General features: G+C 71.0%; 27 protein-coding genes. 17 read left to right on the forward strand and 10 right to left on the reverse strand.

Annotation, left to right across the window (positions count from 1 at the left end):
- Positions 1-209: 209 nt before the first annotated feature.
- Positions 210-821, forward strand: a complete 612-nt coding sequence (locus LO762_RS15175) for an ATP-dependent Clp protease proteolytic subunit (RefSeq protein WP_230615544.1) — start codon at positions 210-212, stop codon at positions 819-821.
- A gap of 4 nt (positions 822-825) precedes the next feature.
- A complete protein-coding gene (locus LO762_RS15180; RefSeq protein ID WP_230615546.1) occupies positions 826-1428 on the forward strand; it encodes a ClpP family protease in 603 nt (200 codons plus the stop codon).
- A 59-nt stretch (positions 1429-1487) separates the two neighbouring features.
- Here LO762_RS15180 and LO762_RS15185 read toward each other — a convergent pair whose 3' ends face one another.
- The gene (locus tag LO762_RS15185) at positions 1488-1832 is read right to left on the reverse strand and encodes a helix-turn-helix domain-containing protein (protein ID WP_230615548.1); all 345 of its coding nucleotides are present in this window, start codon (positions 1830-1832) and stop codon (positions 1488-1490) included.
- A gap of 224 nt (positions 1833-2056) precedes the next feature.
- Between LO762_RS15185 and LO762_RS15190 the strand changes: the two genes are divergently transcribed.
- The 5 genes from LO762_RS15190 to LO762_RS15210 all read left to right on the forward strand — a co-directional run bounded on the left by LO762_RS15190 (position 2057) and on the right by LO762_RS15210 (position 7347).
- Positions 2057-2896, forward strand: coding sequence for an aldo/keto reductase (locus LO762_RS15190; RefSeq protein WP_230615550.1), 840 nt, complete (start codon positions 2057-2059; stop codon positions 2894-2896).
- A 740-nt stretch (positions 2897-3636) separates the two neighbouring features.
- On the forward strand, positions 3637-4422 hold the full coding sequence (locus tag LO762_RS15195) for a putative protein N(5)-glutamine methyltransferase (protein WP_230615552.1): 786 nt from the start codon (positions 3637-3639) through the stop codon (positions 4420-4422).
- A 68-nt stretch (positions 4423-4490) separates the two neighbouring features.
- The gene (locus tag LO762_RS15200) at positions 4491-5546 is read left to right on the forward strand and encodes a hypothetical protein (RefSeq protein ID WP_230615554.1); all 1056 of its coding nucleotides are present in this window, start codon (positions 4491-4493) and stop codon (positions 5544-5546) included.
- A gap of 102 nt (positions 5547-5648) precedes the next feature.
- Entirely contained in the window at positions 5649-6404 is a 756-nt protein-coding gene (locus LO762_RS15205) for an EI24 domain-containing protein (RefSeq protein ID WP_230615556.1), read from the forward strand.
- A 91-nt stretch (positions 6405-6495) separates the two neighbouring features.
- A complete protein-coding gene (locus tag LO762_RS15210) occupies positions 6496-7347 on the forward strand; it encodes a sulfotransferase (protein WP_230615558.1) in 852 nt (283 codons plus the stop codon).
- Here LO762_RS15210 and LO762_RS15215 read toward each other — a convergent pair.
- On the reverse strand, positions 7335-8360 hold the full coding sequence (locus LO762_RS15215; protein ID WP_230615560.1) for a CdaR family transcriptional regulator: 1026 nt from the start codon (positions 8358-8360) through the stop codon (positions 7335-7337). The genes LO762_RS15210 and LO762_RS15215 overlap by 13 nt on opposite strands.
- An 89-nt stretch (positions 8361-8449) precedes the next feature.
- Here LO762_RS15215 and LO762_RS15220 point away from each other — a divergent pair, with 89 nt between their 5' ends.
- Both LO762_RS15220 and LO762_RS15225 read left to right on the forward strand, forming a co-directional pair.
- On the forward strand, positions 8450-9370 hold the full coding sequence (locus LO762_RS15220; protein ID WP_230615562.1) for a proline dehydrogenase family protein: 921 nt from the start codon (positions 8450-8452) through the stop codon (positions 9368-9370).
- Between the two features lie 129 nt (positions 9371-9499).
- The gene (locus LO762_RS15225) at positions 9500-10933 is read left to right on the forward strand and encodes an MFS transporter (RefSeq protein ID WP_230615564.1); all 1434 of its coding nucleotides are present in this window, start codon (positions 9500-9502) and stop codon (positions 10931-10933) included.
- 67 nt (positions 10934-11000) lie between these two features.
- On the opposite strand, the gene LO762_RS15230 is transcribed toward LO762_RS15225, so the two are convergent.
- Together LO762_RS15230 and LO762_RS15235 are read right to left on the reverse strand one after the other, a co-directional pair.
- On the reverse strand, positions 11001-11183 hold the full coding sequence (locus LO762_RS15230) for a DUF397 domain-containing protein (RefSeq protein ID WP_230615566.1): 183 nt from the start codon (positions 11181-11183) through the stop codon (positions 11001-11003).
- 36 nt (positions 11184-11219) lie between these two features.
- A complete protein-coding gene (locus tag LO762_RS15235) occupies positions 11220-12086 on the reverse strand; it encodes a helix-turn-helix transcriptional regulator (protein WP_255685961.1) in 867 nt (288 codons plus the stop codon).
- Positions 12087-12285: 199 nt separating this feature from the next.
- Here LO762_RS15235 and LO762_RS15240 point away from each other — a divergent pair, with 199 nt between their 5' ends.
- Positions 12286-12666 carry an ATP-binding protein gene (locus LO762_RS15240; protein ID WP_230615570.1) on the forward strand — a complete coding sequence of 127 codons (381 nt, stop codon included), beginning with the start codon at positions 12286-12288 and terminating at the stop codon, positions 12664-12666.
- 168 nt (positions 12667-12834) lie between these two features.
- On the opposite strand, the gene LO762_RS15245 is transcribed toward LO762_RS15240, so the two are convergent.
- Together LO762_RS15245 and LO762_RS15250 are read right to left on the reverse strand one after the other, a co-directional pair.
- Positions 12835-13659: an NAD(P)-dependent oxidoreductase gene (locus tag LO762_RS15245; protein ID WP_230615572.1), complete on the reverse strand. Its 825-nt coding sequence runs from the start codon at positions 13657-13659 to the stop codon at positions 12835-12837.
- A 58-nt stretch (positions 13660-13717) separates the two neighbouring features.
- Positions 13718-14428 (reverse strand): TVP38/TMEM64 family protein, encoded by a 711-nt coding sequence (locus tag LO762_RS15250; protein WP_230615574.1) that lies wholly within the window; start codon positions 14426-14428, stop codon positions 13718-13720.
- A gap of 41 nt (positions 14429-14469) precedes the next feature.
- On the opposite strand from LO762_RS15250, the gene LO762_RS15255 reads away from it, so the two are divergent.
- The 7 genes from LO762_RS15255 (at position 14470) to LO762_RS15285 (ending at position 21446) form a co-directional block, all read left to right on the forward strand.
- A complete protein-coding gene (locus LO762_RS15255) occupies positions 14470-15084 on the forward strand; it encodes a hypothetical protein (RefSeq protein WP_230615576.1) in 615 nt (204 codons plus the stop codon).
- An 85-nt stretch (positions 15085-15169) separates the two neighbouring features.
- Positions 15170-16777, forward strand: coding sequence for a peptide chain release factor 3 (locus LO762_RS15260; protein ID WP_374201560.1), 1608 nt, complete (start codon positions 15170-15172; stop codon positions 16775-16777).
- Positions 16778-17043: 266 nt separating this feature from the next.
- Entirely contained in the window at positions 17044-17445 is a 402-nt protein-coding gene (locus LO762_RS15265) for a hypothetical protein (RefSeq protein WP_230615580.1), read from the forward strand.
- Positions 17446-17453: 8 nt separating this feature from the next.
- Complete coding sequence (locus LO762_RS15270; protein ID WP_230615582.1) at positions 17454-18368, forward strand: hypothetical protein; 915 nt, start codon at positions 17454-17456, stop codon at positions 18366-18368.
- Positions 18369-18373: 5 nt separating this feature from the next.
- Positions 18374-19525: a peptidoglycan-binding domain-containing protein gene (locus tag LO762_RS15275; RefSeq protein WP_230615584.1), complete on the forward strand. Its 1152-nt coding sequence runs from the start codon at positions 18374-18376 to the stop codon at positions 19523-19525.
- On the forward strand, positions 19522-20214 hold the full coding sequence (locus LO762_RS15280) for an ABC transporter ATP-binding protein (RefSeq protein ID WP_230615586.1): 693 nt from the start codon (positions 19522-19524) through the stop codon (positions 20212-20214). Before LO762_RS15275 ends, LO762_RS15280 begins: the two co-directional genes overlap by 4 nt.
- Complete coding sequence (locus LO762_RS15285) at positions 20211-21446, forward strand: ABC transporter permease (protein ID WP_230615587.1); 1236 nt, start codon at positions 20211-20213, stop codon at positions 21444-21446. The genes LO762_RS15280 and LO762_RS15285 overlap by 4 nt, the downstream gene beginning before the upstream one ends.
- A 12-nt stretch (positions 21447-21458) precedes the next feature.
- Here the strand turns inward: LO762_RS15285 and LO762_RS15290 are convergent, their stop codons facing one another.
- The 4 genes from LO762_RS15290 to LO762_RS15305 form a co-directional block, all read right to left on the reverse strand.
- Complete coding sequence (locus LO762_RS15290) at positions 21459-21929, reverse strand: ATP-binding protein (protein WP_230615589.1); 471 nt, start codon at positions 21927-21929, stop codon at positions 21459-21461.
- Between the two features lie 56 nt (positions 21930-21985).
- Entirely contained in the window at positions 21986-22828 is an 843-nt protein-coding gene (locus LO762_RS15295) for a Scr1 family TA system antitoxin-like transcriptional regulator (protein WP_230615591.1), read from the reverse strand.
- 70 nt (positions 22829-22898) lie between these two features.
- Entirely contained in the window at positions 22899-25394 is a 2496-nt protein-coding gene (locus tag LO762_RS15300; RefSeq protein WP_230615593.1) for an RNA helicase, read from the reverse strand.
- A gap of 46 nt (positions 25395-25440) precedes the next feature.
- Positions 25441-26268, reverse strand: a complete 828-nt coding sequence (locus LO762_RS15305; RefSeq protein WP_230615595.1) for a patatin-like phospholipase family protein — start codon at positions 26266-26268, stop codon at positions 25441-25443.
- Between the last annotated feature and the right edge of the window lies 1 nt (position 26269).

Consider the following 26269-nt stretch of genomic DNA (forward strand, 5'->3'; position numbering starts at 1 on the left):
GTCGCCGGGGGGACGGGCTGCCTCGCCCGTCACGACCGCACTCTAGGACGTCGCGGGACGGCCGTGGGTTCGAACCTGTCGCGCCGCTTTTCCCGGCGATTATCTGCTGTCGGCAGAGAACACTTTCCGTGGCGCCCGCGCATTCCTATGGTCGAGGACACGACGGCGATCCGACGCGTCGGAACAGCTCGGAACAAAGGGGAGGAAGAATGCGGCGATCGGCGGAAGCCGTGTCCGGCGGTCTCGACGACCAGCTCGCGACCCGGCTGCTCTACCAGCGCATCGTGCTGCTCGGCACCGAGGTGGAGGACGGCATAGCCAACCGGATCTGCGCCCAACTCCTGCTGCTCTCGACCGAGGACCCCAACCGGGACATCAGCCTCTACATCAATTCCCCCGGCGGTTCGGTGAGCGCCGGACTCGCCATTTACGACACCATGCAGCTCATTCCCAACGACGTCAGCACACTCGCGCTCGGCCTCGCCGGAAGCATGGGCCAGTTCCTGCTCAGCGCCGGCACCCCCGGCAAGCGGTACAGCCTCCCGAACGCGCAGATCCTCATGCACCAGGGCTCCGCGGGCTTCGGCGGCACCGCGGCCGACGTCGAGATCTACGCGGGCCACCTGGAGCGCATCGGGGGCCTGCTCACCCGGCTCACCGCGGAGCAGACCGGGCAGAGCGAGGAAACCGTCGAACGCGACAGCAGACGGGACAGGTGGTTCACCGCGCAGGAGGCCCGCGAATACGGGCTCGTCGACCACGTCGTGGAGAACCTCGACGACATACGACCGGCGTTCGTACGGCAAAGGACGGGGCTGTAAGCAGATGAGCCAGTACACGATTCCCACCGTTGTGGAGCGGACCCCGCGCGGGGAGCGGGCCTTCGACATCTACTCCCGGCTGCTGTCCGACAGGATCGTCTTCCTGGGGACGGAGATAGACGACGGCGTCGCCAACGTCGTCATGGCGCAGCTCCTCCACCTGGAGTCGGAGAGCCCCGACACCGAGATCGGCCTCTACATCAACTCCCCCGGCGGCTCGTTCAGCGCGCTGACGGCCATCTACGACACGATGCGGTTCGTCAAGCCGGACGTCGCGACGTTCTGCATGGGGCAGGCGTCGTCGGCCGCGGCGGTGCTGCTCGCGGCGGGCGCGCCCGGCAAGCGGGCGGTGCTGCGGCACGCGAAGGTGACGCTGCACCAGCCGTCGAGCCAGGCCCGCGGCACCCTGCCCGACCTCGCGATCCAGGCCCGCGAGGTCGGCCGGGTGCGGGCCGAGATGGACGCGATCCTCGCCCGGCACACCGGGCACCCGGCGGCCAAGATCCGCGAGGACACCGACCGCAGCGTCACCTTCACCGCCGACGAGGCCGTCGCCTACGGCCTCGCCGACGTCGTCATCTCCAGCCGAAGCGACCTGCCCGGCTGACGCCCGGCGTCAGGCGGCCGGGCGGCCAGCGCCCGGCGTCCGGGCCCCGGCGCCCGGCGTCAGGCGGCGAGGCAGAAGATGTCGCGGCTCGCGGTGCGGACGGGCGCGGCGGCGCGGGCGGGGGCGCGGGTCGCGAGGAGGGTGCGGCCGACCTCGGTGAGCAGCGCGCCGAGGTCGACGCTCAGGGCGTCGCAGACGGAGGCGAGCACCTCCGACGACGCCTCCTTGCGGCCGCGCTCCACCTCGGAGAGGTAGGGCATCGAGATGCGGGCGTGCCTGGCGACGTCAGCGAGGGTCCTGCCCTGCTCGCGGCGCAGCCTGCGCAGCTCGTCGCCGACGAGTTCGCGCAGCAGGGGGCGATCGGCGTCCCCTTTGCCTCGTTCGTCCGCCTTGGTATCGCGCACCGGTTCCAGCATCGCGGGCCCCTCCCCGTCGCCATCGGCCGTGGTTCCGGCCCGTTCGTCGCGGGCCGGCGGCCCGTCCCCCCTTACTAACCCGGCGGGACGGGTTCGGGAACCCGGTTTCGCACTTGGCGAAGCGTCCGCCGGAACGCCGGTGGCGTGGGGGGTTCCGGGGTTATCCACAGGCTGCGGAAAGGGCTGGTGACGATCCGTGGTTGAGTGGTGGCATGAGCGAGCACGAGCTGAACGCCATCGAGCTGAACAACGGAGTCATGATGCCCCGGCAGGGTTTTGGGGTGTGGCAGGTGAGCGACGACGAGGCCGTCACCGCCGTCGGCCTGGCGCTCAAGGCCGGGTACCGCGGGGTCGACACCGCGTCCGCGTACGGGAACGAGCGCGGCGTCGGCAGGGCCGTCCGCGAGTCGGGCCTGCCACGCGCGGAGGTGTTCGTCACCACCAAGCTGTGGAACGGCGACCAGGGCTTCGACAACGCGCTCAAGGCGTTCGACCGCAGCCTGGAGCACCTGGGCATGGAGTACGTCGACCTCTACCTCATCCACTGGCCCATGCCCGGCCGCGACCAGTACGTCGACACGTGGCGCGCGTTGGAGCGGATCGCCGCAGAGGGCAGGGCCCGCGCCGTCGGCGTCTCGAACTTCCTCGTCCCGCACCTGGAGCGCCTCGCCGCCGACACCGAACTCGTTCCGGCCGTCAACCAGATCGAACTGCACCCCTACCTCACCCAGACGGAGCTGCGCGCCTACCACGCCCGGCACGGCATCGCCACCGAGGCGTGGAGCCCCCTCGGCCAGGGCCGCGGCCTCCTGGACGACCCGGTCCTGGCCCGCATAGCCGCCGAGCACGACCGCTCCCCCGCCCAGATCGTCCTGCGCTGGCACTACCAGAGCGGCGACATCGCCATCCCGAAGTCCGTCACCCCCTCCCGCATCAAGGAGAACCACACCATCACCGACTTCGCCCTCACCCCCACCGAAATGACCACCATCGACGACCTCAACCGCAACGAGCGCTTCGGCCCCGACCCAGCCACCTTCAACGCCACCTGACCCCAGGCCAGACGACAGGAGCAACACGGCGCGAGGGAGCGTTCACGGGGCGGGCGTTGGAGAGCACGCCCCTTGAGTGCCGGATCACGCTGGCCCCGGGACGGCCCGGGCAGCGGGAGCACGCTGGGGTGAGCCGCGAAGCGCTGGGTCACGGGTCGGCGGGGACTGTTGTTGGGCGTGGGGACGTCCCGTGCGCGTGGAGGTGGTCTCGGGTAAGGGGAGCACGCTGGAGCGAACCGCGAAGTGCTGGGGCACGGGTCGGCGGGGATTGTTGTCAGGCGTGGGATGTCCGGTGAACGTGGAGGTGGTCTCGGGTAAGGGGAGCACGCTGGGGCGAGCCGCGAAGCGCTGGGGCACGGGTCGGCGGGGACTGTCGTTGGGCGTGGGGACGTCCGGTGCGCGCGGAGGTGGTCTCGGGTAGGGGAAGCACGCTGGGGTGAGCCGCAGAGTGCTGGGGGCACGGGTGGGCGGGGATTGTTGTCAGGCGTGGGATGTCCGGTGAGTGTGGGGATGTGCGGTGGGTGTGGGGGTGTTCTGGGTGGGTGGGGTGAGGGGAAGGGGGAGAGTGGGGGTGGGGGAAGATCGAGTAACGTGGAACGGGCCAGGGTCGGTGGTCGGATTCAGGGAGGTGAGCCCCATCAACGGTCGTTGTCGGTGGGTGTCCTCCCTTGGGTGGTAGAGCGGGTTCCGCTCGTTGGGCCGGGTGGAGGGCGCCCCGGAGTTATCCGGAAGGTGCTGGGATGGCGGATCGGTTTTCGGCGGGGGTGGTCGACGCGGTTGTCGCGCGGCTGCGCGGGGCGGGGTGTGTGTTCGCGGAGGAAGAGGCGGCGGTGTTGGCCGCTTCGGCAAGCTGGGAAGGGGAGCTGTGGGAGCTGGTCGAGCGGCGGGCGGGTGGGGTGCCGCTGGAGCACGCGGTCGGGTGGGCCGAGTTCGCCGGGCTTCGGGTGGCCGTCGCGCCCGGGGTTTTTGTGCCGCGTCGGCGCACCGAGTTCCTTGTGGCTCGGGCGGCGGCGTTGCTACCGGGCGACAAGGCCGTTGTTGTGGATCTGTGCTGCGGCTCGGGGGCGCTCGGGGCGGCGCTGCACGCGGTGCGGCCCAGCATGGAGCTGCACGCCTGCGACATCGACCCCGCGGCGGTGGCGTGCGCGCGCGGCAACGTGCCCGGACACGTCTACGAGGGCGACCTCTTCTCTCCTCTCCCCTACGGGCTTCGCGGGAGGGTGAACGTCCTCTTGGCGAACGTGCCTTACGTCCCGTCCGAGGAGATCCCCCTTTTGCCGTCCGAGGCGCGCGACCATGAGGCGCGGGTCGCCCTGGACGGCGGCCCCGACGGCCTGGACGTGCTGCGCCGGGTCGCCGCGGCCGCGCCGGACTGGCTGGCCCCCGGCGGGCACGTCCTCGTCGAGACGAGCACCCGCCAGTCCCGCGCCGCGAAGGCCGTGTTCACCGCGCACGGCCTGCGTGTCCGCGTCGCCACCTCCCAGGCGCACGCCGCCACCGTGGTGACCGCGACACACCCGGACTGACCCCGCCAATCCCGACCGTTTTGCCAGGAAACCGGGCGCTATCGTGCGATGCGGAGTTCTTTCGCGCGATGATCCTGGAGGGGACGATTTCCGCTGCGCGGCTCGCCGCCTGTCTGCTCGTGGTGCTGCTGGTACTGAACGGATGCTCGGACGACGCGTCCGGCGAGCCCGAGGACGCGGAACCGCCGCTCGGACCGGTGTCCGTCATCACGCGGGACGAGGCGATCCGCCTGCCGCTCGACCACTTCTCCCCGAACCTCAGGGAGACCGACGACATCATCATCGCCGAGCAGTTCCTCGCACGCGGGTGCATGGACGGCTTCGGCCTCACCTACCCGACGAGGCCCCGCCGCCACGACGGCTACTCGATCATCACCCACCCGGGCCTGTTCGGCCTCATCGACCCCGCGCGCGCCAGGCACGGCTACGGCCCGGGAGCCGGGCGCTCCCAACCAAGTCGGGACCTGCCAAGCACCCGACCCACGGGCCCAAACGAACACAGCCCGACGGCCGAGCCCTCCCAACGAAGTCGGGATTTGCCAAGCGCCCGGCCCTCGGGCCCGGACGGACACGGCCTGGGGGCCGGGTGGGAGGGGTTGCGGCCCCTGGGCGGTGCCGGGCCCCCGACGGAGGCTGAGGAGGACGTCTGGCTGGGCAGGGTGCCGGAGTACGGCGGCATCCGGGTTCCCGACGGGGGGTGTCTGGCCGAGGGGCGGAGGAAGCTCGGCGGCACGTCCGATCTGCACTGGCCGAGGACCGAGCTTCAGGCGGAAGCCGTCAAGCTGGCCGAGGAGGATCCCCGTACGGTCGAGGTGACAGCCAGGTGGGCTGCCTGCATGCGGCAGGTCGGGTACCCCTACCAGACGCCCGGATCGGTCGCCTCCGACGCGCGGTGGCTCGTGCCCGGCCCTCCGAGCCCGGCCGAGGTCCTGGTCGCCTCCGCGGACGTCTCCTGCAAGGCGCGGGTGAACTACGCGGGGCTGCGCCTCGCCGTCCTCACCGCGCACGAGATGCGGCTCGTCAACGAGCACAAGGAACGTCTCACCGCGCACAAGCTTGAGCTTTCGGCGCGGCTGCGCAACGCCCGTGAGGTCCTGGCGCGCACCGGCGCGGACACCTTCTGACGGTTCGTCCAGAACTTCGTGACGCGCTCGTTCGTCCCATCCTGTGCGGCCTCGCTGCCGCTAGGGTCGCGCGGGTAGGCGGTCCGTGGAGAAGGCGGAGTGATGATCGACGGAGTACGGTACCTCGGGCGCGGCATCGGGTGGGTGGCGCGGCGTCCGGCGCAGTGGGCGTTCGGGCTGGTCCCGGCGCTCGTCACGCTCGTTCTCTTCGGCTGGCTGCTTGTCTGGTTCGCGTTCAAGGCCGACGACGTCGCCGCGTGGCTGACGCCGTTCGCGGACGGCTGGTCGGACGGGCCGCGCGACGCGTTCCGGATCGTCGCGGGGCTCGCGCTGTTCGCGGGTGTCGGCTTTGTGTCGCTGCTGATGTTCACCGCGGTGACGCTCATCATCGGTGAGCCGTTCTACGAGGAGCTGTCCCTGAGAGTGGAGCGCTCCTTCGGCGGCCCTGTGCCCGAGTCGGACGAGGCGTTCTTCCCGGGTCTGCTCCGCAGTGTGAAGGACGCGGTCATCCTGGGCGTGGCGGCTGTCGGCTTCGGCCTTCTGTTCCTCACCTTGGGGTTCATCCCGGTGGTCGGCCAGACCGTCGTGCCCGTGGTCGCGCTGTTCGTCTCCGGCTACTTCCTGGCGGGGGAACTGACCGGCATCGCGATGGACCGGCGCGGCCTGCGCCGCAGGGACCGGTTCGCGCTGCTGCGCACGGCGCGGGCGCGGACGCTGGGGTTCGGCGCGGGCACCGCCGTGCTGTTCCTCATCCCGCTGGGGGCCGTCGTCTTCATGCCGGGGGCGGTGGCCGGGGCGACGCTGATGGCCCGTGATCTTTGCGATGACGACACATCAACGGGCGTCAAGGTTGCATGAACAGTACGTTTTATTCCGGAATCTTTCGCCACACTTTCGTTATCTCCGGTACGGTCTTGTCCGGCAGGAGCGGTCGACCCCGAGGTGAGGGATGCAGGACGGACGACGCGACAGCGTTCTGAAAAAGGCACTCCGGCGCAGGGGAGCGCACCTCCTTGAGGCGGTGCGGCCCCCCGGCGTGGCGCTCAAGCGGAAGACGCCACTACCGGACCGGTCGGCCACGCGTCTCGTCGATTCGCCCGTCTTCCTTCTCTCGTCGGTACGGTCGGGGTCGACGCTCCTGCGTGTGCTGCTGAACAGCCACTCGCGGATCCGCGCGCCGCACGAGCTGCACCTGCGCACGCTCAAGGTGGAGCCGAACCGGGAGTTCGCCGAGGACGTCATGGGCGCGCTCGGGCTCACCCGCACCGAGCTGGAGCACCTGCTGTGGGACCGCATCCTGCACCACGAGCTCGCCAAGGCGGGCAAGGACGTCATTGTGGACAAGACCCCGGCCAACGCGCTCATCTGGCAGCGGATCTCGTCGGCCTGGCCGAACGCCCGTTACCTCTTCCTGCTCCGGCACCCGGCGTCCGTCGTGGAGTCCGTCATGAACCGGCGTAAGAGCGCCGACAAGGACGCGGTGGTCAAGGAGGTGCTCGCGTACGTCTCCGGTGTCCAGGCGGCGCGCGAGATGCTCCAGGGCGTCACCGTGAGGTACGAGGACCTCACCGCGGACCCGGCGCGCGAGACCCAGCGGATCTGCGCCTACCTGGGCGTGCCGTGGGAGGAGTCGATGCTCGACTACGGCGCGCAGGACCACGGCCCGATCAAGCCGGTGTTCGGCGACTGGAGCAAGAACATCAAGTCGGGCAAGGTGCAGGCGGCCCGGCCGCTGCCGGGCGAGGGGGACGTGCCCGCCGAGCTGCGGGACGTCGCGCGTGCCTGGGGCTACCTGTCCTGAGGGTCCTGGGGGCCGCGCAGCCGCGCCGCCTTGAGCGACAGGTGCAGCAGTAGCCTGTCCTCGCCCGAGTCCAGGTCGAGGCCGGTCAGCGCCTCTACGCGGCCGAGCCTGTAGTAGAGGGTCTGCCTGTGGATGGTCAGGGCGGCTGCGGTGCGCTGGGCGTTGCCCGCCTCGTCCAGGTACACCTCGGCGGTGCGGCGCAGCGCGGCGTGCGCGGGGTCGAGCAGCGGCGCGACGGCGGGGTCGGGCTCGGGCAGCGCGGTGAGCATCCGGTACGGCCCCAGATCGGCCCAGGCGGCCACGGGCCCGGCGACGGTCCTGGCGAACCGGTGCGCGAACCGCGCCTCCTCCAGGGAAGCACGGGCCCGTCCCAGGCCCCGGCGCGGCCCGCCGACCCCGGCGGGCACCCCGAGGCGTCCGGCGAGGTCGCGGGCGTCGGCGGCGCGCACGAGCAGGACGTCGCCGGTGCCGAGCACGCCCGCCGGGATCTGCGCGCCCGGCGCGTACACCGCCGCGTAGGCGGTGCCCGCGAGCGGGTGCCCGGCCAGCAGCGACTCGGCGGCGCCGCGCTCCTCCGGCGACGACGACAGCAACCCCTCCAGCGCGCGCGACGGGCTCGACGCCAGCTTCACCCCCGCCTCGGCCGCGAGGCCCATCGCCTCGGCCAGCCTGGGGTCGTCCAGGGCGATCGCGCCCCCGTCCAGCAGCCACAGGTACCCGTAGACGACGCCACGATGACGGGCCGGTAGGCAGAGCCGCTCCAGCGTGCCCATGGCCGGGTCCGCAGGGGTCCGGACGGGTCCGCGCGCGCGGGTGATCCCGAACGACTCGAACCAGGCGCGGACCCGTGGCTCGGAGCCGCGCCGCAGGATCGACCCGGCCCGCACCGGGTCGAGGTCGCCGGTGTGCGCGGCGAAGGCGACGAGCCGGAAGTCCCGGTCCTCCAGGGTGGCGGGCGCGCCGAGCAGCCCGGAGACGGCGTCGGTGATCTCCTGGAAGTCCCTCTCGTACACATGTCCAAAGTACTCGTGACCGTTGTCGATGGCCGCCCCGCGTGGCCCTGCCTAGGGTCGGGAACATCCGCCAGAAGGAGGTGCCCTCGATGCTCGGACCGATCCTGCTCAGTGCCGCCCGCAGCCGGACGCTGCGCCGGGTGGTCTCGGCGAGTCCACTGACCCGTCCCGTCGTCGACCGGTTCGTCGCCGGGGAGACGCTGCCCGCCGCGCTCGCCGCCGTCCGGGAGAACGCCGCGCACGGCATTGACGTCACGCTCGACTTCCTGGGCGAGGACATCACCGCCGAGGCCGAGGCGCTGGCCAACCGGGACGCCTACCTGCGGCTGCTTGAGGCGCTCGGAGCCGAGGGGTTGGCTGCGCGGGCCGAGGTCTCGGTGAAGCTGTCGGCGTTCGGCCAGGCGCTCGACGAGGACCTCGCCCTGGACGGCGCCCGGCGCGTCGCGGAGGCCGCGAGCGCTGTCGGCAGCACGGTGACGCTCGACATGGAGGACCACACGACGGTCGACTCCACCCTGGGCATCCTGGCCGAACTGCGCAAGGAGCATCCGGGGACGGGCGCCGTACTCCAGGCGTACCTGTTCCGCACCGAGGACGACGCCAAGGCGCTCGCCCATGACGGATCGCGGGTACGGCTGGTGAAGGGCGCCTACCGGGAGCCCGCCGAGGTCGCCTTCCAGAAGAAGGCGGACGTGGACCGCAACTACGTCAGGCTGCTGAAGATCCTCATGGCGGGCGGCGGCTACCCGATGATCGCCACCCACGACCCGCGCATGATCGAGATCGCCAAGGCGCTCGCCGAGCGGAACGAAAGGAGCCTCGCCTCCTACGAGTTCCAGATGCTCTACGGCATCCGCACCGAGGCACAGCACGCGCTCGTCAGCGAGGGCCACCGGATGCGCGCCTACGTGCCCTACGGCGGCGACTGGTACGGCTACTTCATGCGCCGTCTCGCCGAGCGCCCCGCCAACCTCGTCTTCTTCCTGCGCTCCTTCACCACACGTTCCTGACGGCCGTCTAACGCCGGAGGGTGAGAGGCGGCTCACCCCGCGCCATACCGGCCTACCCGGGGAAGCCTCCGGTGGTGACACGTGTTTACCTGGTCAAGTAAACGCTTGCACACCCCCCGGGAGCGCCCCTTGACCAGCACCGTGCCCGACGCCGAGACGACGGCGAAACCCACACCGGCACGGGAGGGGCGCGGGACCTGGCCGATCCTCGTCGCGCTCGCCCTCGCGGGCTCGGTCGTCTCCATCCAGCAGACCCTCGTCATCCCCCTGCTGCCGACGGTCGCCGCCACCTTCGGCGTCTCGATGACCGACGTGACGTGGCTGTTCACCGCGTCGCTGCTGGCCGGTGCCGTCGCGACGCCGCTGCTGTCGCGGTTCGGCGACATGTACGGCAAGAAGCCGATGATCCTGCTGACGCTCGGCATGCTGATGCTCGGCTCAGTCGTGTGCGCGCTGTCGCCCAACCTGAGCGTCCTCATAGCCGGACGCGCCCTCCAGGGCGTCAGCGCGGCGATGATCCCCCTGGCCATCGGAACGATCCGCGACACGTTCCCGCCGCGCCGCGTCATCGGCGCGATCGGCGTCGTCAGCGCCACGCTGGGCGTCGGCGGCGCGGTCGGCATGCTGCTCACCGGGGTCATCGCCGGGCACACCGACGACCATCACCCGATCTTCTGGTTCGCCGGGCTGTTCGCCGTGCTGGCGTTCGTGCTCGTCGTCCTCGTCGTGCCGGGCGGCGGGGTGCGGCACGGGGGCCGTCCGGACGTCGCGGGGGCGCTGCTGCTCGCCGTCGTCCTCGTCTGCCTGCTGTTGGGCATCAGCCAGGGCAACGCCTGGGGCTGGACGTCACGGCCGGTGCTCGGGCTGTTCGCCGTCACGGCGGTGCTCGGAGCCCTGTGGGTGGCGCTGGAGACGCGGGTGGCCGAGCCGCTCGTGCGGATGAGCATCCTCGTCGGGCGCAAGTCGCTGTCGGCGAACGTCGCCTCGGTGTTCCTCGGGTTCTCGATGTACGGGTCGTTCACGCTCGTGTCGTCGCTGGTGCAGTCGGCACCGGACGAGGTCGGCTACGGGCTGGGCGGAACGGTCCTCACGGTCGGGCTGGTCGCGCTGCCCAACACCGTCGCGATGGTCGCCGCGTCGTTCCTGTGCGGGCGGATCGCGGAGCGGCTCGGCGCGGCCTACACGCTGGCGACCGGGTCGGCCGTGGCCGGGCTCTCGTACCTGTACCTGGCGCTGTGGCACACGAGCGTCCTTGACTTCCTCGTCTTCAACGCGCTCCAGGGGCTCGGCTTCGGCATCGCGTACGCCTCCATCGGGACGCTCGCCGTCCAGCACGTGCCGATGGACTCGAGCAGCATCGCGAGCGGCATCAACGTGCTCGTCCGGACGGCCGGGGGCAGCGTCTCGGCGGCGGTCGGCGCGGCCGTGCTCACCGGCGGCGGCCTCGTGCCGACGATCGGGGACTACGTGCTCTGCCTGTACATCGTGCTCGCGGGCTCGGTGGTGGCCACCGGGGTCGCGCTCGCGCACGGTGTCCGCCACCGCGACCCCGTCCACGCGTGACACGGGCGCGGCGCCCTCGCGGACGCCGCGCCCGTCGCCGCGTGCCGGCACCGCGCCGGCCGCGCGGTCAGAGCGCCTTGACGCCGGCGACGAAGGACCGGAACGCCGGCTTGGCGAAGGCGAGCGCGGCGGCCTCGGGGTTCTTGCTGTCGCGCACGCCGACGGTCTTGGCACGCGCGGTCGCGAGCTCCACGCAGGCGCCGTTCTGCGCGCTGTGGCTGCTCTTGCGCCAACCGAAGGGTGTTTGCATGGCTAATCCCTCTTTTTCATGGAATTCCGCGTGCGGTCAGAACGCCTCGTCCATGACGTGCCGGATCAGTTCGACCGACAGGTCGGGGGAGAGCGCGGTCGCGCGCAGATGCTCATAGATCCCGGTGTATTCATCGAGATCTGCCGGTTCCTCCAGATAGAGGCTGCCTCGGCGGAACTGAAGGTACACGATGGAGGGATCCCTACGCACGGGAAAGTTCAGAATATGAAAACTGCCGTCGACGGCGGCGTGCGCACCGGCTGAGAATGGCAGTACCTGGAGGGTGACGTGCCGGGGCTCGCACAGTTCGATCAACCGCCTGAGCTGCTCTTTCATCACCTGACGGCCGCCCACCGGACGACGTATTGCCGTCTCATTAAGAATGACCCACAATCGTGGTGCGTCGGGGCCGGTGAGCCTTTCTTGGCGCTTTGTCCTGACTTCTACGCGCCGATCTTTCTCGCGCTCGCTCGCCTCCGGAAGAAGTGGATCAACGCGCAGCAGCGCGCGGAAATAGTCCTCGGTCTGGAGCAGCCCGGTGACGAGCTCGTGCTCATAGACCAGTATGTCGGACGCCTCCTCTTCCAGCCCGATATAAGTTTCGAACCAGCTCGGAATGGACGAATGCGGCTTCTGCCACCAGCCGCGCAACCTGCTCTCCCGGGCGAGCGTCATCAGCTCCTCCGCGTGCTCCTCGGCCAGCCCGTAGTAGGCGCACAGCGCCCGCACGTCGTTGACCTTGGGGGCGTGCGTCGCGTGCTCGATCCGGTGCACCGTCGTGCGGGGCACGCTCGACCCGCGCGCCACCTCGTCGAGGTTCACCTGGCGCTCCGCCCGGAGCTTGCGCATCACCGCCGCCAACCGCCGCCTGCGTACTGTCGGACTTGTCCGTCCCGTTGTCATCAGGACACTCCCGCGTACCTTGTCCCGGGCCCGGGGGAGGCCCAGTTTGGAATATTCCAGCGAAGCGCTTTACATGACGCCCCGTCGCGTCCCACACTCAGAGCGTAGCGACATGGAATGCGCTGCGGAGCCGATCTCAGGGGGTTCCGGTGATGGACCGGCCGACTATCGTTCGGGCGATCGCGATGAGCGAACGACAATGCTGACCGCCACCCGCATCACGATGCCGGGCGCGCCCGAGCAGGTGCGAGTGGCACGGCGCTGGCTCGCGGGCTGGCTGGGCGAGGAGCACCCGGCCCAGTACGCGGCGGTCCAGCTACTGTCGGAGGCGTTCGGGAACAGCGTGCTGTACGCCGCTCCCGGCGGCCAGATCGAGCTGGGCGCGGAGCTGGGCGACCAGCAGGTGCGGGTGGAGGTCGTCGACGCCGGCGGCGGGGGCGATCCCGTGCCCGGCGCCGATCCGGCGGGCGAGGCCGAGAGCGGGCGGGGCCTGTTCATCCTCGACGCGCTCGCCAAGGAATGGGGCTGGGAGCGGCTGCCCGACACCAGGCTGCGCTTCTGGTTCACCGTGGGGTTCTGAGACCCCCGGAAAGGCTTCCGGGCAGCACAGGCCCAGGGCACGGCGGGACGAGGGGGTCCGCCGAGCCCGTCAAGCCGCCCGGGAGGGGCCGGGCGACGTCGCGGCGTCGGAGGCGCCGCGACGACGGCTCAGGCCCGCCCGGTTGACCCCGGCCAGAGGTCGACCCGGCTAGAGCAGGCCGTCGCGCCAGGTCGGGTACGCCGGGCTCCAGCCGAGCGCCCTCGCCCTGGCGTTGGAGACCGGGCGGCCCTGCGCGGCGGCGTGCCGGTGCGCGCGGGGCTCGGGCGCGCCGAGCGCCGCCGCGTAGGCGGGCACCCACTCGTCGGCGGTCGCCGACTCGTCGTCCACGATGTTGACGGCGCCCGGCTCCCACTCCAACGCGGCCACGGCGGCCGCCGCCGCGTCCTCAACATGGACGAACGACGTCCACATCGGACCGCGTGACAGCTCGCCCGCCTTCACCTTGGCGGCGATCTCGCCGTCGGCCGCGTACCAGGTGCCGGGGCCGTAAAGCGCTCCATAACGCAGCACGACACCGCGCGGCATGTCGGCGACGGCCTCCTCCAGCGCGGTGACGCTCTTGTACGGCGGCAGGTGCGGGTCGAGCTCGTCGCCCTCCACCGCGGGCTCCTCGCCGCGCACGTACAGCCAGGCGATGCTCTGCGCGATCATCGTCTCGACGCCCGCCGCCTTGGCCGCGTCGACGAGGTTGCGGGTGCCGTTGATGCGCAGCAGCCCGTTGGCCTCGAAGTCGTTGCCGGACAGGTCGGTGAGCTGGTGGATGACGACGTCGGGCCGCTCCGCCTTGACCGCCTTCTTCAGTTTGCGCGCGTCCAGCACGTCGACGATGACGGGATGTGCGCCCATCTCCTCGAGCAGCCGGCTGTTCTCACGGCGCCGGGACGTACCGGACACCTCGTGCCCCGCCGCCACAAGACGCGGCACGAGGGCTCTGCCGACGACCCCGGTGGCGCCGGCGATCAGGATCTTCATTTCGGGGGGACCTCCAGGAGTCTCACTTCTGCGTGGTCACCTGCGGACCAAGTTCAAGCTATCCCGACTTGACGCTCTCTGGCGACCACCGGCCGGTGGGTTTGCGCACTCGGTGTAGTCCCATGGTCACCACCAGGCTCAGGAGTCCCAGGCCGGTGAGCACGGCGAGCGTCATCGGAACCGCGTCCTCACCGAAGACGGCGGCGCCGAGCGCCGCGTACCCGAAGGTGGACGGGACGGAGCCGATCGCCGTGCCGAGGACGAAGTGCCGGTAACGGGCGGCGGACGTGCCAAAAGCGTACGACACGAGGCCGAAGTTCGAGACCGGCACGAACCGCACGGTGAGCACGCCGAGCACGCCGTTGCGGCCGAGCCAGCCGTCGACTCTCGCGAGCCGGGCCGAGATCCAGCCGCGCCAGCCGTCACGGCGGGCCGCCAGGAGCGCGTCCACGTACTCGCGGCCCATCAGCCTGCCGACGCCGAACGCGAGGCTCGCGCCGAGCACCGCGCCCGCCATGACGTAGGCCACACCGGGCCCGACACCGAAGATCAGGCCGGCGACGAACGCGAGGACCGTCCTTGGGAACATCACCATGATCAGCAGGGTGCTGCCCGTCACCGCCAGCACGGGGCCGAGCGCGCCCGCCCCCTCGACGGCCGCCGCGATGCCCTCCCTGCCGGGCAGGACGAGCGAGGACAGCGCCGCCGCGGCGACGACGCCCGCGACGAGCAGGGCGAAGCGCACAGCGGGCTTGACGGGCCTGGTCATGGTGGTAGCAGCGTATCCGCGAGGTACGACAGACTGCACCGGTGACGTCTGTGACCCGCGCCGACCTCATGGCCCGCTACGGACTCGGCCGCAGCACCCTGGAGAAGTGGTTCCGGGAGCGCGCCGCCAACGGCCACCCCGAGCCGGACGGATCACTCGGAAACCGGCTCACCTGGGACGCGGACGTCTGGCACGCCTGGTACACGGCGCGGGAAGCGGCACCCGCCGTCCCGGAGGGTCTGCTTTCACGGGACGGCCTCGCCGGACGGCACGGGCTGTCCAGGCACGCGCTGAAGGAGCTGTGGGCCGACCGGGAAGCCAACGGGCATCCGGAGCCCGCGCTCGTCCAAGGCAAAGCCCTGTACTGGGACGCGCAGGAGTGGGCCTCCTGGCACTCGGCCCTGCTTTTGTCGTCAGCGGCCTCGGGGAAGGGCACCGCGTCCGACGCGGACCTGATCACCCTCGCGGAAGCCGGACGGCTGCTCGGGCTCGCGTCCGGGTCCGTCACCGTGTACGCCAGCAGGCCGCCGAAAGGCTGGCCCTCGCCCGTCACGGAAGAACCCCTGCGCGGCGGACGGACCCGCCGCCTCTACCGGCGCGGCGACGTCCTCGCCTACCGCGACGCCAAGCGGCGGGACCCGGGCGGCCGCGCGTAGAACCCCCGGACGGCCGCGGCGGCCGGTCGGAGCGGGGGCCCGCTGACCGTAGAGTGGGAAGGCTGAAGTCAGAAGCGCGGGAGGGGTGCGGGTGTCGACCGTCAAGGCGAAGATCGACGAGGTCACGGCCGAGGCAGCGCGGCGGCGCACCTTCGCGGTGATCAGCCACCCCGACGCCGGCAAGTCCACCCTCACCGAGGCGCTCGCCGTCCAGGCCGCGGCGATCTCCACGGCGGGCGCGGTACACGGCAAGGGCGACCGCGCGGGCGTCACCTCCGACTGGATGGAGATGGAACGCAGCCGAGGCATCTCGATCACCTCCTCGGTGCTCCGGTTCGACTACCACGGCGCGCTCCTCAACCTCCTGGACACGCCCGGCCACGCCGACTTCTCCGAGGACACCTACCGGGTGCTGTCGGCCGTCGACGGCGCCGTCATGCTGCTGGACTCCGCCAAGGGCCTCGAAACCCAGACCCTCAAGCTCTTCGACGTCTGCAAGCACGGCGACGTGCCGATCGTGACGTTCGTCAACAAGTGGGACAGGCCGGGCCGTGAGCCGCTGGAACTCCTCGACGAGATCGAGCAGCGGATCGGGCTGCACGCCGCCCCGCTCACCTGGCCCGTCGGCATCGCCGGCGACTTCCGCGGCCTCATCAGCCGCGCCGACGGCTCCTTCACCAAGTTCGTGCCGGGCGTCGGCGGGGCCAAGGCCCAGGCCGTCCGGATGTCCGCCGAGGACGCCGCGGCCGAACTCGGCGACGTCTGGGAGACGGCCATGGAGGAACTCACCCTCCTCACCGAGATCGGCGCCGAACTCGACCTGGAGGCGTTCACCGGCGGGATCTCCACGCCCGTCCTGTTCGGCGCGGCGCTCCCCCAGTTCGGCGTCAGCTCGCTGCTGGACGCGCTCACCACCTACGCGCCGCCCCCGTCGCCCCGTAAGGCCGCCGACGGAGACCGCCGCCCCCTGGACGCGCCCTTCTCCGGCCAGGTCTTCAAGGTCCAGGCCGGGATGGACAAGGCGCACCGCGACTCGCTCGCCTTCATCCGGGTCTGCTCGGGCCGGTTCGAGCGCGGCATGACGCTGACGATGGGCTCGTCCGGGCGCGGCCTCGTCACCAAGCACGCCCAGACGGTGTTCGGCCGCGACCGCACCACCGTCGACACCGCCTACCCGGGCGACGTCATCGGCCTGCCCAACACCCACGGCCTCACCGTCGGCGAGTCCCTCTACGACGGCCCAAAGGTGGAGTACCCGCCCATCCCGGCCTTCGCCCCGGAACACTTCATGGTCTGCCGAGCCAAGGACGTCGGCAAGTACAAGCAGTTCCGCCGAGGCATCGAGCAACTCGACAGCGAGGGCGCCGTCCAGGTCCTCCGCAGCGACGTCCGCGGCGAGCAGGCCCCCGTCCTGGCCGCCGTCGGCCCCCTCCAGTTCGAGGTAGTCGCCCACCGCATGGAACACGAGTTCAACTCCCCGGTGAACCTCACCACCATGGACTTCTCCGAATGCCGCCTCACCACCCCCGAATCCGCCGAAACCCTGTCAAAAATACGCGGCGTAGAAGTCTTCACCCGCTCCCTCACCAACGACCTGGTAGTCCTCTTCACCGACAAATGGCGCCTCCGCGCCATAGAACGCGAACACCCCACCCTCACCCTCACCCAAATGCTCGCCGCCACCCAGTACTGACGCCCGAACCTGCCGCACGCCCAGCAAAACGCCCGCTCAGCCATACCGGGGCGGGCACGGAACCGCATCCCCTGTCCGTTCGCGCCCTGCCCGCCGCTTACCGCACCGGAAAAGGTTGTCAGGCGGATTCGTCCGAATACGGACACCGACCGGATGCACTGGTGAACGCGGCAGTGATCTGCGTCATGCGATCTTGGGTGTTGAGCTGAATCGCCCGGCTCTGCGAACGTTACCCCTCGCCGGAACCAGGCGACGACGGGAGTGGCATGGCGAAACACAGCTGGATCGTGGCCGTTCCCCTGGCGGTGGGAGGCGCGCTCGTGGTAGCGCCCGCCGCCTGGGCGAACACCAACTTCAACGGTGCGTGCCAGACGAAGGAGTTCTGCGGCTACAAGGAGTGGAACTGGCAGGCGAGCCAGGGTATCTACGACTACGAGGGCCGCGACAACTACTTCACCGACAACCACTTCAAGCCGTCGAGTGTCGGGGGCGTCGTCGACAAGGCGATCAGTTCCGGCAAGAACCTCGGGACGAGCTGCGCGGCACGGCTACATTTCGGACAGAACGGTAGCGGTGGAATTATCGCGACATTCCAGCCCAATGGTGACTACTGGAACATCACCGGCTCATGGAACAACGCGGCGCGTTCCCTCACCTGGGCGTGTTGACCGGTTTGATGAATTCCTCTGGTGTTGTGGTGCGCCTCGCCGTCCTGGCCGCCGTCGCGGCGGTGGCGGCGGGGTGCTCCACCGCGAAGACAGGCGAGGACGGGCGGCCCGCGGTGACGCCGGTGCCTACGGACGTGCGGTCGCTTAATGAGGTGCGGTTGCCGTTGGAGTATTACCAGGCGACGCCGGAGCAGGCGGCGGCGTTGCGGGACGCCGACGACATTCTTGTGAGCGACTGCATGAAGCGTTACGGGGTGCGTTATCCCGTCAGGACGCATCGGCCTGACGTGTTCGACACCGAGCATCGGGACCGTCGCTTCTACTACATTCCGGTCGGCGTGGCGGCTCGGTACGGCTACCAACTGCCCAAGGGCGTCGGCGAGCCTACGGGCGACGCGGGGCCGCGGTTGACGCCCGACGAGATCAACCTCCTCCAGGGGCAGGGCGTCTCGACGTTCCGGAGCAGGCCGATCCCGGTCGAGGGGTGCGCGGGAGAGGCGCGGCGGCGGATCGCGGACGGTGTCCCGGCCGGGGTGGACCCCCGCTACCCGATGACGCTCGCCGCACAGGCCGCCACGGCGGCGGACGCCGACCCGCGCCACCTCGCCGTCAGCCGCGAGTGGAGCGCCTGTATGAAGAAGGCGGGCTTCGACTACCGGATGGCGGACGACCCCAACAACGACCCCCGTTGGGCGAACGACCCGGGATCGGCGTTGGAGCGGCGCACCGCCGTCGCCGACATGAAGTGCAAGGACGCCGTGCGTTACGTCGGCGTCGAGTACGCCGTCGTCGCCGAGCACGAGAACCAGTTCATCGAGGACAACTTCGAGGCTCTCACCGAGGTCAAGGGCGCGCTGGACCGGATGATGGAGAACGCGGCGGCCATCGTCGGCGGGAACCTACCGCCTGTCCCCTCGGAATGACCTAGATGCGGCGTAGGCAGACGGTTCTCCTTGCGCTCGTGTTGGCGGCCGTCCTCATGGCGTGCGGGGGGCTGGTCGCCTCCACGTTCGTCAAGTCGCCGCAGGACGCGGCGGCCGAGGCGCGGCCGCCCGTCCCGTCCGTCATCACGGTTCCGGTGGCGCGCGAGGTGCTCCGCGCGACGGTCGTGCTGCGCGGTGTGGTGGCGCCCGGCAGGACGGTCGAGGTCACGGCCGTCGCGCCGGCCGAGACGACGCGGTCGGTCGTGTCCGCGCCACCCCTGAAGGCGGGACAGCGGGTCGAACCGGGTGGGGTGGTGGTCGTCGTCTCCGGGCGGCCGATCATCGCGCTTCGTGGCAGGGTGCCCGCTTACCGGGATCTGCGCGACGGCTTCAGGGGTCCCGACGTCGTCCAGCTCCAACGGGCGCTGCGGGAGCTCGGCCACCGGATCGGCGACGCCGAGGGCGTGTACGGCCCGTCCACCCAGGAGGCCGTGCGGCGGCTGTACGCCGATCGCGGGTTCCAGCCCGTGACCGAGCAGGCGGAGCCGACGGAGCCGGCGAAGCCGAAGGGCAAACCCGGCAAACCGCGCACCACCGTGATACTTCCGTCCGGGGAAGTCCAGTTTGTCCCGGGGTTCCCGGCTCGGGTCGTCGAGGTCAAGGCGCGGCTCGGCGCGGAGGCGGAAGGCGTCCTGATGAAGCTGGCCACCGGAGAGCTCACGGTCAAGGGGTCGCTGTCTCCGGTGGATCGTGAGCTCGTCCGGGTAGGCAAACCCGTCCGGATCCTCGCGGAGGAACTCGATCTGTCCTTCGCCGGAAAGGTGACGTCCGTAGGCGCGTTCACCGAGGGCGGCGAAGAGATGGAGCCGGGCCATCCTGTCGTCGTCCGTGGGGTGAGGCCGCTGCCGGAGCGGCTCGCGGGCCAGAACGTCAGGCTGACGATCACAGCCGCCGCCACCGAGGGACCGGTGCTCGTCGTCCCCACCTCGGCGGTCTACGCGGTCGCCGACGGATCGACCCAGGTCGTCAGGGTCGGCCCGGACGGACGGCGGACCCGGGTGACCGTCACGGTCGGCGTCACCGCCGCCGGGCTCGCGGAGGTCGAGGGCGACGGCCTCGCCGAAGGCGACCACGTCGTTGTGGGAGAGACCCGATGACCCCGCCGGTGATCGAGTTCACCGGCGTGGGCAGGACCCACCCCGGGCCGCCGCCGGTCCGCGCGCTGCTGCCCGCCGACCTGACCGTCGCCGCCGGTGAGTACGTGACCGTCGTCGGGCCGTCAGGATCGGGCAAATCAACCTTCCTGCACCTGGCCGGGCTGCTGGACCGGCCGACCGAGGGTGTCTACCGGCTCGACGGCATCAACACCGCGGCCCTCGGCGAACGCGACAGGACCGCCCTGCGCGGCCGCCGCATCGGGTTCGTCTTCCAGGCGTTCCACCTGCTCGGGCACCGCAGCGCGCGCGAGAACGTCATGCTCGCGCAGCTCTACACCGGCACGTCGCGCCGGACCCGCGCCCGGCTCGCCGACGCGCTGCTGGACCGTGTCGGGCTCGCCGCCCGCGCCGACACCCCCGCCGGGCTCCTGTCGGGCGGCGAACGCCAGCGGGTCGCGATCGCCCGCGCGCTGGTGAACCGGCCGTCCCTGCTGCTCTGCGACGAACCCACCGGCAACCTCGACAGCGCGAACGCCGCGACCGTGCTCGCGCTGCTCGACGAACTCCACGCGGACGGCTTCACCGTCATGGTCGTCACGCACGACCCCGACGTCGCCGCGCGCGGCGGCCGCACCGTCTCCATCAGGGACGGGGCGCTGCGCGAGACCCGCCCCCGGACGCGCCCGTGACCACGGAACGGACCCGCGTCGCACCGACCCGGCTGCGTCCCGCCGACGCGGCGCGCGAGGCGGTCTCGGCGATCCTCACCCGGCCGGGACGGGCCGCCCTGACCGCGCTCGGCACCCTCCTCGGCATCGCCGCGTTCGTCGCCGTGCTGGGCCTGACGGCCACCGCGTCCGGCCAGATCTCGCAGCGGTTCACCGCGCTCGCCGCGACCGAGGTCTCCGTGGAGGACGCGCCCGCCGACCCGTCGCTGGCCGACGCGCCCTTCCCGGACGGCACCGAACGGCGGCTGACCGCGCTGAACGGGGTCGTCAACGCGGGCGTCCACTGGCAGCCCGCCACCGGGCCGACGTCGGCCCGTCCGCCCGGCCTCGCGGCGCCCGACGACGCGCAGGCGCTGCCCGTCATGGCGGCGAGTCCCGGCTATCTGGCCGCCGTACACGCGCGACCGGGCGAAGGACGTCTCTACGACGCCTTCCACGAGGACCGTAAGCAGCGGGTGTGTGTGCTCGGCAGGGCTGCCGCGGCACGGCTCGGCGTGACCCGGCTCGACGCGCAGCCCGCGATCTTCGTCGACGGGGTCGCGCTCACCGTCGTCGGGATCATCGACGGCGTGGACCGGCGCGCCGAGGTGCTCCTGTCGGTCATCGTGCCGACGACGACGGCGGCCGCGCTGTGGGGCCCGCCCGACCCCGGCGACGGACGGCCGGCCCGGCTCCTCGTGGAGACGCGGCTGGGCGCGGCGCCGACCGTCGCGCGCCAGGTGGCCGTCGCGATCCGGGCGGACCAGCCCGAACGGTTCAAGGTGGTGGCGCCGCCCGATCCACGGACGTTGCGCGACCAGGTCGACACCGACCTCGGTTTCCTCTTCCTCGGGCTCGCCGCGGTCAGCCTCGTCATCGGCGCGGTCGGCATCGCCAACACCACGCTGGTGTCCGTCCTGGAGCGCACCGCCGAGATCGGCCTCCGCCGCGCGCTCGGCGCCCGCCGCCGCCACATCGCCCTGCAGTTCCTCGCCGAGTCCTCGGCCCTGGGACTCCTGGGCGGCCTCCTGGGCACCGCCTTGGGCGTGGCCGTAGTCGTCACCGCTTCCGCCGCCCGCCACTGGACCCCGATCCTGGAACCCCTGACCGTCCTGCCCTCCCCCCTCCTCGGCGCGCTGACCGGCGCCCTCGCCGGCCTCTACCCCTCCTGGCGTGCCACCCGAACCGAACCCACCACCGCCCTCCGCGCCTGACCCCGCACCCCGTCAGGGGCAGAGGCAGCCGGGGACGGTCCAGTGGGTGATGGTGCGGGTGGGGTGTTCTTCGACGAGGACGGAGCCCTGGCAGAGGAGGACGACGAGGGGGAGGCCGCGGCCGGATTCGGCCAGGTCGAAGGGGTCCGGGGGGGTGGTGGATTCGGCCAGGTGGCGGATCTCGGTCAACGTGGGTTGGGTGAAGGCCACGTGGCCGGAGGGGGGCATGCGGTGGACGAGGGTGCCGGAGACGACGCCCTCGGCGTGGCGCACGGACAGGGTGGCGTCGCCCGGCAGGGCGTGGACCACGCAGTTGCCCAGCAGCTCGGAGACGACGACCAGGTAGTCGTCGCGCGCGGCGCAGGATTCGGGGAGGGTGGCTCTGACCCATGACCGGGCCTGGGCGACCTGGGCGGCCTCGGTGAAGAAGGTGCGCTCGGCCGTGCCGGAGGGCGCGGTCACGAGTCCTTCGTCGAAGGTCATGGCACCCAAGGTAAGGATGGGAAGGGGGAGCGGTCCAGCCGGTTTCTCATCGTTTCTCATGGGGTGGCCGCCTGGATGAGCGCGCGGGCCTCCCGCCCGTAGACGGAAGCCTGGGCAAGCCGTTCGAAAGTACCCAGATACGCCTGGACGTCGCTGGGCTGCCGGTTGCGGATCTGCCCCGCGACGAGATCGGGCCGCACCTCGCGGGAGTCGTAGATCCAGAACCCCTCCCACGGCCACACCGAGCGCGGCGCCCGCAGCGGCAGCACCCCGACGGCGACGTTGGCGGGCGCCCCGTCGGTGAACGTCAGCAGCTTCGTGAGCTGCTCCCGCATCCCGGACGGCCCGAGCATCGGCGCGTACAACGCGGCCTCGGAGACGACGAAGGAGAACGTCTTGGTGCCGTCGTCCAGGTAGCGCTGGTAGGCGAGCCGCTCCCGGGCCGCGTCCTCGACGTCGTTGGGCACCTGCCGGAACTCCATGATCGCGGTCAGGTGCGCGAGCGTGTAGGGGGCGGTCTGGAGCAGCGACGGGATGGGCGCGTGCTGGAAGATCCGGAACTCGCGGGTGTCCTCGTACAGGCCCTGGAACGACGTCTGGACCGGCCGGAGCCCGCCCTGTTCCATCCGCCGCCACTGGATGTACAGGCCGTCGAGGTTGCGGACGGCGGCGATGAGTTCGGGGATGTGGTCGGCGTTGCCGGTGGCGGTGCACCAGACCCTGATGTCCTCCTCGGACGGGGTCTGCCGGCAGTTCTGGATCTTGGAGACCTTCGACTTGGCCCAGCCGACCTCGGCGGCGAGCGACGTCACCGAATGGGTCGACTGGGCCAGGAGCTGCCTGAGCTGGGAGGCCAGGATCTTGGACGCCTCGTCCGCGCGTTCCTTGGTCGTCGGCATGTACTGACCGTACGCCTTCTGTTTCTCTTTGTCCCGACCGTTTCGCCAGCCGGGGAGAAACATCCCCCGCTCAGTCGAGCCTGGCGAAGTCCCTGACGTGCAGGACGGCGGTGCCGGTCTCGTCGGACGCGGCGAGGTCGACGTCGGCGGTGAGCGACCAGTCGTGGTGCTTGTCGGGGTCGGCGACGATCTGCCGGACCCGCCAGACGCCCTCCTCCTCGGTGATCTGGAGGAAGGCCGGGCCGCGCGCGTCCGCCCCGGTGGGCAGCTCGTCGTGCTCGTCGAAGTACGCCTCGACGGCGTCCTCCCACTCCGGCGCGTCCCATCCGGTGCCGAGTTCGGCGAGGTCGCGGTAGGCGCGGCGGGCGGCGAGCTGGAGGTGCCGGAAGAGCGCGTTGCGGACGAGCACCCGGAAGGCGCGCGGGTTGGCCGTGACAGCTCCCGTCTTCTCCTCCAGGGGCTCCTCGGCGTCCAGGGTGGGGTTGGCGAGCTGCTCCCACTCGTCCAGGAGGCTGCTGTCCACCTGACGGACGAGTTCACCGAGCCACTCGATGAGGTCCTGCAACTCCTCGGTCTTGGCCGCGTCGGGGACGGTCTGCGCCAGCGCCTTGTAAGCACCCGCGAGGTAGCGCAGCACGATCCCTTCGCTGCGCGCGAGGTCATAGTGGTGGACGTACTGGGAGAAGTTCATCAGCCGCTCGTACAGGTCGCGGACGACCGATTTGGGCCGGAGCGGGTGGTCGGCGACCCACGGGTTGCCGCGCGCGTAGATCTCGAACGCGCCGTCCAGGACGTCTTCGAGCGGCTTGGGGTAGTCGACCTCCTCCAGCAGCTCCATCCGCTCCTCGTACTCGATGCCGTTCATCTTCATCTCGGCGACGGCCTCGCCCTTGGCCTTGTTGAGCTGGGCGGCGAGGATCTGGCGCGGGTCGTCCAGCGTCGCCTCGATGACGGAGACGACGTCGAGCGCGTACGTGGGCGCTTCCTTGTCGAGTAGTTCGAGGGCGGCGAGCGCGAAGGTGGACAGCGGCTGGTTGAGCGCGAAGTCCTCCTGGAGGTCGACGGTGATGCGGACCCAGCGGCCGTCGGCGTCGGGGACGGTGAGTTCCTCGACGATCCCGCCCGCGCGCAGCGACCGGTAGATGGCGATCGCGCGGGAGATGTGGCGGCGTTGGGCGGCCCTGTCCTCGTGGTTGTCGGTGAGGAGCTTCCGCATCGCCTGGAACGCGTTGCCGGGCCGGTTGATCACCGAGAGCAGCATCGTGTGGGTGACCTCGAACCGGGACTTGAGCGGTTCGGGCTCGGCGGTCTGGAGCCGGGTGAACGTCTCCTCGTCCCAGGAGACGAACCCTTCGGGCGGCTTCTTACGGACGAGCTTGCGCAGCTTCTTGGTGTCGTCCCCTGCTTTGAGGACGGCCTTGTGGTTCTCCACGATGTGGTCGGGCGCCTGGCACACGACGTACCCGACGGTGTCGAACCCGGCACGTCCGGCACGTCCGGCGATCTGGTGGAATTCGCGGGCGCGGAGGCGGCGCACCCGGCGTCCGTCGTACTTGGACAGGGCGGTGAAGAGCACCGTCCGGATGGGCACGTTGACGCCGACGCCCAGCGTGTCCGTGCCGCAGATGATCTTGAGAAGCCCGGCCTGCGCGAGCCGCTCCACGAGCCGCCGGTACTTGGGCAGCATCCCCGCGTGGTGCACCCCGATCCCGTGCCTGACCAGGCGTTCCAGCGTCTTGCCGAACTTGGTGGTGAACCGGAACCGGCCGATCAGCTTCCCGATCTCGGCCTTCTCCTCCTTGGTGCACACGTTCACCGACATGAGTGACTGCGCCCGCTCGATCGCCGCCGCCTGGGTGAAGTGGACGACGTAGACGGGCGCCTTCTTCTCCAACAGGAGGTGCTCGATCGTCTCGTGCAAAGGCGTCAGCTTGTAGGAGTACTCCAGCGGCACCGGACGCGTCGCCGACCGCACGACGGCGGTGGGACGACCCGTCCGCCGGGTCAGATCCTTCTCGAACAGCGACACGTCGCCCAGCGTCGCCGACATCAGGAGGAACTGCGCCTGCGGCAGCTCCAGCAGCGGGATCTGCCACGCGACGCCCCGGTCAGGCTCGGCGTAGAAGTGGAACTCGTCCATGACGACGAGGCCGATGTCGGCGCGGTCGCCCTCCTGGAGCGCGATCGCGGAGAGCACCTCGGCGGTGCAGCAGATGATCGGCGCGTTCGGGTTGACCGAGGCGTCGCCGGTCATCATGCCGACGTTGTCGCTGCCGAACTGCTCGACGAGGTCGAAGAACTTCTCCGACACCAGCGCCTTGATCGGCGCGGTGTAGAAGCTGCACTCGTCGCGGGCGAGCGCGGCGAAGTGCGCCCCGGCCGCCACCAGCGACTTGCCCGACCCGGTGGGCGTCGCCAGGACGACGTTCGCGCCCGTGACCAGCTCCATCAGCGCCTCCTCCTGAGCCGGGTAAAGGCTCAGGCCGCGCTGCTCCGTCCAGCCGGCGAACGCCTCGAACACCTTGTCGGGATCGCCGTCTTCCGGAAGCAGGTCATGGAGGCTCATCCCTCCATGATGGGCCATCCGCGCCCGCCCCCGAACCCGTCGGAGGTCAGCCCCAGACGGCGCCGACCTGCTCGACGGCCACCGCGGCCTGGGCGCGGCCGGAGGCGAAGGCGGGCAGCCAGAGGCCGGGGTCGAGGACGTCGACGCCGAACAGCTCGATCGTCGCCCGGTCCGGGGCGATCGCGGCGATCTTGGCGTCGCCGAGGCGGGCGACCTCCCGGTCCAGCACGGCGCGGGGCGTCATGTGCGCCATCGGCTCGATGATGACGATCTTGTCGTGGCCCGCGGCGAGGTCGGCGTTGCTGATCGACCGGACGCCGCCGTCCATGTAGCGGCGGCCCGCGATCTCCACCGGCGGGAAGACCGCGGGGACGGCGCAGCTCGACGCGACGGCGAGCGGCAGCGGCGTCCCCGACCCGCCCGTCCACACGTGGAGTTCGCCGTCGGCGGTGTCCACCGCGGTGATCCGGAGGTCGCGGTCGGGCCAGTCGTGGCTGGGCAGCCGCTGGCCGATCATGGCCAGCCGGGCGCCGTCGCCGGTGACGGTCAGGGCGAGTTCGCCGATCTTGCGCCGGGCCTCCCGGGGGGAGAGCCCGGTTTCGCCGTACATGAGGGTGAACGCCTCCATGACCTTGGCCATGTCCACGTCCGCGGCGTGGGCCGCCTCCGCTTCGGCGGCGGCGGCCCCGGCGACCTGTTCGGCGAGGTCGGCGTCCTGGGCGATCATGGTGCCGACGACGGAGCCCGCCGACGTCCCGACGATCAGGTCGGCCGTGCCGAGGTCGACGCCCGCCTCACGCAGGCCGGTGACCAGGCCCGCCTCCCATCCGATGCCGGCGACGCCCCCGCCGGCCAGAACCAGTGCTCTGCTCATG

Source organism: Actinocorallia sp. API 0066 (genome assembly GCF_020991275.1).
Classification (GTDB): Bacteria; Actinomycetota; Actinomycetes; order Streptosporangiales; family Streptosporangiaceae; genus Actinocorallia.